The organism is Mycobacterium sp. (assembly GCF_050701515.1).
Lineage (GTDB): Bacteria > Actinomycetota > Actinomycetes > Mycobacteriales > Mycobacteriaceae > Mycobacterium.
On the sequence record NZ_JBOGDB010000107.1, the window covers coordinates 1 to 3,972 of the forward strand.

The following is a 3,972-nucleotide window of genomic DNA, read 5'->3' on the forward strand; positions in this document are numbered from 1 at the left end:
ACGACGACACCGCGATGCACCTGGCACTGGAGGCGATCTGGCTGGTGCTCGGCGCGGCGAACAAGTACTTCTCCGCGCAGGAGCCGTGGGTGCTGCGCAAGGCCTCCACCGACGAGGCGCGCGAGCGGTTCGCCACGGTGCTCTACACGACGCTGGAGGTGGTGCGGATCGCCACGCTCCTGAGCCAGCCGGTGATGCCGGAGTCGACGGGCAAGCTGCTCGACCTGCTCGGCCAGGCGGACGACCAGCGGACGTTCGCGGCGATCGGCACCCGGCTGCAGCCCGGGACGTCACTGCCGCCGCCGGTGGGCGTGTACCCGCGCTACCAGGTGGAGTGACGCTCGTCACGGTATGTCACGTCCGGTGATTGGCCGGTGTCTTGAGGGCGAACCCGAGAAAAGGAGACATAATGACCGACAAGCGCACACACGTCGTCGTCATCGGCGGCGGCTACTCCGGAACAACGGCTGCCAACCATCTGCGGATGCGCGGCGACGTCGACATCACTCTGGTCAATCCCCGCCCGAAGTTCGTCGAGCGGATCCGGCTGCACCAGTTCGTGGCCGGCAACTACGACGCCACGGTCGACTACGGCACGCTGCTCGGCGAAGGCATTCAGCTGGTCGTCGATAGCGCCACCAGCATCGACACCGTCTCACGCACCGTGCAGCTCGCATCGGGCAGTCCGCTAGACTACGACTACGTCATCTATGCGGTCGGAAGCACCGGCGCCGTGCCCGCCGCGGTGCCCGGCGCAGCCGAATTCGCCTATCCCATAGCGGAACTCGAGCTAGCACAGCGGCTGCGTGCCGCCCTCGATGAGCTGCACCCAAATGCCCCGGTAACCGTCGTCGGGGCAGGCCTGACCGGCACCGAAACGGCTGCCGAACTGGCCGAGCAGGGCCATAACGTCACGCTGGTCTGCGGCGGTCAGTTGGTACCCACGCTTTCGGCGCCAGGGCGACGGTCGGCCTCCAAAGGGCTACGCAAACTCGGAGTCAAGGTGCTAGAGGATGACGTGGTGACCGAGGTTCGTCCTGATGCGGTGGTCTTCGCCGACGGTGCGGTGCGCCCGAGCGCGGTCACCATCTGGACGGCGGGCTTCGGCGTGCCCGAGCTGGCCGTCAACAGCGGACTGAGCACCGACGCGCTGGGCCGGCTGCTCACCGACGAGACGCTGACCAGCTTCGACGACGACCGCATCGTCGCCGCGGGCGACAGCGCCGCCCCGTCGGGCCAGCCGCTGCGGATGAGCTGCCAGGCGGCGGGGCCGCTCGGCGCGCAGGCCGCCAACACCGTGCTGAGCCGCGTTGCCGGTTCCGAGCCAGCGGTGATCGACCAGGCCTTTGTGGGATCCAACGTCAGCCTGGGCAGGCGCGCTGCCGTGATCCAGTTCGCCCGCAAGGACGACACGGCGGTCAACTTCTACGTTGGCGGTCGCCTTGGCGCTGCCATCAAGGAGGCGGTCTGCAAGGGCACGGTTTGGGGGCTGCGCCACGAGGCCCGCAAGCCCGGCTCGACCTTCTGGTTCAGGGGCGGCGAGCGTCCCGAGCAGCCCGTGTTCGCTCCAAAGGTGGTCGCGGAAACGTGACCACCCAGGGCCCGATCGCCGGCTCGGCCGGCGGCGAACACGCCGAGCGGTTTACCCATCTGCGGCCGCTGCTGTTCACGATCGTCTACGAGATCCTCGGCTCGGCAACCGAATCCGACGACGTGCTGCAGGACAGCTACCTGCGATGGGCCGAAGTGGATCTGGCGACGGTGCGGGACACCAAGTCGTATCTGGCGCAACTGGTGACCCGACAGGCGCTCAACGCGCTTCGGGCGGGCGCCCGTCGTCGTGAGGACTACGTCGGTCCGTGGCTGCCCGAGCCGCTGCTACTTGACGACTCCGACCCGTCGGCTGACGTGGTGCTCGCCGAGTCCGTTTCGATGGCCATGCTGGTGCTGCTCGAGACACTCACTCCGGACGAGCGGGCGGTGTTCGTGCTGCGCGAGGTGTTCGGGTTCGACTACGACGAGATCGCAAGCGCCGTAGGCAAGTCCGTGTCGACAGTGCGTCAGGTGGCCCACCGAGCCCGTGAGCATGTGCAGTCGCGACGCAAGCGTTTTGCACCCGTCGATTCTGAGCAGTCAGCGCAGATCACCGAGCAGTTCATGACCGCGGCTGCAACGGGTGACATGGACGGATTGCTGTCGATGCTGGCGCCGGATGCCACCTGGACGGCCGACAGCGGCGGCAAGGCCACGGCGGCCCGCAAGCCTATCGTCGGCGCGGCGAAGGTGGCAGCCGTGCTGGTCCGCCTATTCCACGTGGCTGCCGAACGCATGTCAGACGTGCGGTTCGAGACGGCGGTCTACAACAGCGCCCCCGCGGTGGTCATTTACAGCGCTGACCACTTGGAGGGCGTCTTCCTGGTTGAGATCGTCGACGGCAAGATCACCAACTTCTACGCGATGCGCAATCCGGACAAGCTGGTCGGGATCACGATCCCGAGGGCGATCAGTCGCTAGCACTCTGTCACGCTTAGTCGGTGCGGATCGAGCGGCTCGGCGAGCTGGGCAGCGCCCCGGCGATGCTGACTGCCGTCGCCGACGCCGCAGCCCGCGAAGGCATGCCGCCGCCGGCCGCCTTGATTGGTGACTGGTTCGGCATGCGCGCCGTCATCGCCCCCTCGGTGAGCGCCGAGGCCGTCCCGGCGGCGCAGGTTTGCGCCGCGCCGCCCGGCTCCGCCGACGGCGCCGCGGTGGGCGGCGGGTGGATCGGGTATCTGTCCTATCCGGACGCCGGCGCCGACGGCCGACCGGCGCGCATTCCCGAAGCGGCCGGCGGCTGGACGGACTGCGTATTACGGCAGGACCACGACGGACTGTGGTGGTACGAAAGCCTCTCCGGCGCAGCGATGTCCGCGTGGCTGACCGATGCGCTGCGATCTTCGGGCGCGCCGCGCCACTGCAACATCGTGTGGGGTGACGCCGACCGCGACGCACACCGCCACGGCGTGCTGGCCTGTCTGGACGCCATCGCGGCGGGCGAGGTTTATCAGGCCTGTGTGTGCACGCAGTTCGCCGGCATGCTCGACGGCACCCCGCTTGACTTCTTCGTCGGCGCGGTGGAGCGAACCTCGCCCGCGCGCGCGGCATTTGTCGGCGGCGAGTGGGGTGCGGTGGCGTCGCTGTCGCCCGAGCTGTTCCTGCGCCGGGCCGGCGAGGATGTGACGTCGAGCCCGATCAAGGGCACGCTGCCGCGGACCGCGGATCCGTCGACGCTGCGGACGTCCGTCAAGGACGTCGCCGAGAACATCATGATCGTCGACCTGGTCCGCAACGACCTCAGCCGCGTCGCGGTCACTGGTAGCGTCACCGTGCCGGAGCTGCTGGCGGTGCGGCCCGCGCCCGGGGTATGGCATCTGGTGTCGACGGTCTCCGCGCGGGTATCGGTCGACGTGCCGATGTCGGCGATGCTCGACGCGACGTTCCCACCCGCATCGGTGACCGGCACCCCGAAGACCCGGGCCCGCCAGCTGCTGTCGGTGTGGGAGACGCATAGGCGCGGGGTGTACTGCGGCACAGTCGGTTTGGCCTCGCCGTTGGCGGGCTGTGAGCTGAACGTCGCGATCCGGACGGTGGAGTTCCGCCCCGACGGGTCGGCGGTCCTCGGCGTCGGGGGCGGCATCACCGCAGACTCCGATCCCGACCGCGAATGGGACGAGTGCCTGCACAAGGCGGCGCCGATCATCGGCGCTATGCGTACCGGCGGCAGCGTTCGACGAGGATCTCTGCCAGTCGTTCCGGCTCGCTGACCATCAGGTCGTGGCAGGTGTCCATCGGAATGAGGGTCTGAACCGTTGCAAGTGAGTGATCTTTAGTGGTCACGCGACTTGCACCCCGTCTCGGGGTTGTTCGGCGGCCTTGCGGCTGCCTCCCTTCCGCGCTTCACGGCCACCAGCCCGGCTAGGCCGGGTCTTACGG

4 protein-coding genes and 1 pseudogene are annotated in these 3,972 nt (G+C 68.6%); 4 read left to right on the forward strand and 1 reads right to left on the reverse strand.

What is annotated here, in order from left to right; genetic code table 11:
* From ACRDU5_RS09360 to ACRDU5_RS09375, 4 genes and pseudogenes are all read left to right on the forward strand, one after another.
* Positions 1 to 338 (forward strand): annotated as a pseudogene (locus ACRDU5_RS09360) (methionine--tRNA ligase); the annotation flags it as partial.
* Between the two features lie 71 nt (positions 339 to 409).
* Positions 410 to 1,591, forward strand: a complete 1,182-nt coding sequence (locus tag ACRDU5_RS09365; RefSeq protein WP_526614204.1) for an NAD(P)/FAD-dependent oxidoreductase — start codon at positions 410 to 412, stop codon at positions 1,589 to 1,591.
* Positions 1,588 to 2,514, forward strand: a complete 927-nt coding sequence (locus ACRDU5_RS09370) for an RNA polymerase sigma-70 factor (RefSeq protein WP_526614205.1) — start codon at positions 1,588 to 1,590, stop codon at positions 2,512 to 2,514. The genes ACRDU5_RS09365 and ACRDU5_RS09370 overlap by 4 nt, the downstream gene beginning before the upstream one ends.
* Before the next feature lie 20 nt (positions 2,515 to 2,534).
* Complete coding sequence (locus ACRDU5_RS09375) at positions 2,535 to 3,803, forward strand: aminodeoxychorismate synthase component I (protein ID WP_526614206.1); 1,269 nt, start codon at positions 2,535 to 2,537, stop codon at positions 3,801 to 3,803.
* A 69-nt stretch (positions 3,804 to 3,872) separates the two neighbouring features.
* Here ACRDU5_RS09375 and ACRDU5_RS09380 read toward each other — a convergent pair.
* Positions 3,873 to 3,972 (reverse strand): hypothetical protein (locus tag ACRDU5_RS09380; RefSeq protein WP_526614207.1); only part of this gene is annotated, 100 nt, incomplete at its 5' end.